We start from the raw sequence: 2,004 nt of genomic DNA on the forward strand, positions 1-2,004 counted from the left end.
AAAAAAACCTATTTAACGAAATTTTATTCTGCTATTATCTTATTACCGAACTATTATATTGTTCTGTTGTAAAGATTAATTTTTTATTTGGAATAGAGGTTAGTGGGAGTTATTAATTGCCTCAATGATCTTTAAAAGCTCCTTCTCATTTTTATGACTCCAGCCATTCTCCTTAATTAAATTTTTAAATTTTTCAGTCATGTCAACTAGCTCATAGAAATCCCTTTTTTTTCTCGGCAGTTCACTTATTTGAAAGTCTTGACTCAAGTAAAATTCTTCTTTTGTTTCAATCGTAGGTGTTCTGCTACCAACGTCCAATGCAGGGTTGTAATTAGCGGGAATACGAGTAAAATCAAAATATTTCAAAACATTAATATCCCCTTCATTAAGTACTTCAAAAAAGCCATCCTTAATTATCTCTTTATTCTGCCGAAAACTATTTGATCTCACAAAATATCTTAATTGACCTGTTGTGGGATTTATTACCTCAAAAGCTTGTACCATTCTTCCCGGAGCTACCCTTACTATTCCGCTTGTTTTTATTTCTATTTGGTCGTTTACAATGTCATATCTCAAGGGATAACCTTTGGCCTTTTTACCATTCTCAAAATGCACATTACCAAGCCACCAATTATCAGTAAGATATACAGTAATCTCTTCTGCCTCAATCAATGGTTTTATTTCTTCTACTATTCCCCCAGGGCTGGTGTTGACATTTATCGCTCCGGTAGGATATCTCAATTGTGCATAGCTCTGAGCCAATATTATACACAGAACGACAATTAGCATTATTTTTATTCTCTCCATCTCTTTTCTAAATAAAAAACCCAGAAGCAAACTGCTTCTGGGTTTTGGCCAACACTTTATTAAAGCATTATTTTGCTTGTTTTGGCGCTTTATAGTTGAAGGTAACTTCACTCGTTTCACCATCATCTGCTTTCACTATGTCAGTAATTTGTATGACTGCATAGCGCTTATTATCAGCTGAAGGGTAATCGTCATTTGGAATATTACCTATTCTCACCAAAATAACAGCATTGGTATAGAGAGATTCGATATTAGTTAAAGTTGAAAAACTTATACCTGAATCAAATGCATCTCTGACTGACTCATAACCTGCACTGGAATATGCAAATGTCTCTTCAGCAACGACAAATTCTGTATTACTACCCACACCTGCGCTTAATGCAAGATCTCCAGCTATTACTTCAAGTCGAATATCAGCAGAGTCAGGGCTTGTTGCTAAGACTGAGTCGGCAATAATCTTTAATGCACTAAAATTAAAGGCATTTTTTAACGAATCAGTCTTTCCTCCACCTAAATCGTAATCCGGTGTTCTTAAGGTCACAGTACCTGTAGCCGGCAAGGCTACTTCAGTGACAATTACTGTTCCACCTTTTGAAGCAGATAAAGTACCTGCGTTTAATACTAAATTATAGTATATCGTATCTCCTAAATCATAAACAGCGCTGTCTGCATCTAGTGTTATAGACTCCTCGACTATTTCAGTAGAGTTTACAGAAACCTCCTGATCAGGTGTTGCATCATATTCTGACTCACTACCAATTTTAGTAAAAATCTGATAATTATCAATCTGACCATTCACCGTTTCCGCTTCAAAGTAGATGTTATATGTCGAATCCAGATAAACTGTGGATGAAGTCTCAAAATCTACAGCATCTGTACCTGTACCAACCGTATAGCCCATTGAAATTGGATTTACTACATCAACATCAAACAACCTTTTACTTTCAGCAGTTGCAAATGCAAGCTCGATAGAAGATCCAGCAGCAAGGCCTAGGTCACTGAGTGAACTATTAAAAGAACCTTCACCTCCGCTAATACTTACATCTCCAAAACTTTGACCATCACCAGAAACCGCTAAAGAAGTAGCTGGCCCATCTACTGCCACACCTAGTATTACTTGGTCGAGACTCGTGAAAGTCGCTGAGTAATCTGGGTAGGCAGGAAAAGAGATATCACTATCCGCCTCAGTAAAAGGCA

The 2,004-nt window shown here is 36.8% G+C and carries 2 protein-coding genes; both read right to left on the reverse strand.

The genetic code is table 11. The annotated features are described in order from the left end of the window. Positions 1-99: 99 nt before the first annotated feature. A complete protein-coding gene (locus tag E1176_RS01825) occupies positions 100-807 on the reverse strand; it encodes a hypothetical protein (protein WP_155208870.1) in 708 nt (235 codons plus the stop codon). A 67-nt stretch (positions 808-874) separates the two neighbouring features. Then, the coding region (locus tag E1176_RS20375) for a hypothetical protein (protein ID WP_185152550.1) at positions 875-2,004 on the reverse strand (1,130 nt) is incomplete at its 5' end.

Origin of the sequence: Fulvivirga aurantia (genome assembly GCF_009711475.1) — a bacterium.
Classification (GTDB): Bacteria; Bacteroidota; Bacteroidia; order Cytophagales; family Cyclobacteriaceae; genus Fulvivirga; species Fulvivirga aurantia.